Source organism: Neptuniibacter pectenicola (genome assembly GCF_001597735.1).
GTDB classification, from domain to species: Bacteria; Pseudomonadota; Gammaproteobacteria; order Pseudomonadales; family Balneatricaceae; genus Neptuniibacter; species Neptuniibacter pectenicola.
In genome coordinates, this window is record NZ_LUTS01000090.1 from 1 (window position 1) to 428 (window position 428).

At 58.9% G+C, this 428-nt stretch carries 1 protein-coding gene; it reads left to right on the forward strand.

Annotated features, from left to right (window positions below; all coding sequences use genetic code 11):
• Positions 1–403, forward strand: a 403-nt coding sequence (locus A3773_RS19835) for a hypothetical protein (RefSeq protein ID WP_197462848.1), incomplete at its 5' end; no start/stop codon positions are given.
• Positions 404–428 lie beyond the last annotated feature (25 nt).

A 428-nucleotide genomic window follows, 5' to 3' on the forward strand; every position in this document is an offset into this window, starting at 1 on the left:
AGAGGGGGAGAGGGGGGGGAAGGAGGGAAAGAGGGGGGAAAGGGAGGGGGAAGAGGGGAGGGGGAGGGGGGAGAAAGAGGGGGAGAAAAAAGGGGGGGGGGGGGGGGAGAGGGGGGGGGGGAAAGAGAGAGAGAAGAGGGGGAGAAAGAAGAGAGAAGGGAGAAGGAAAGGAAGGGGGAAGAGGAGGGGAAGGAAGAAGGAGGAAAAAAAGAGAAAGAGAAGGGAGAGAAAGGGAGAGAGAGAAAGAAGGGGAAGGAAGAAGGGAGGGGAAGGAGGAAGAAAGAAGAGGAGAGAGAGAGAAGGAACAGAGGAGAAGAGGAGAGGAGGAGAGGGGGGAGGGGAGAGAGAGGGGAAGGGGGGGAGGAGAGAGGGGGGGGGGAAGAAGAGAAGAAGGGGGAGGTAGGTAAGACTTCATCGCAGTCGGTAAA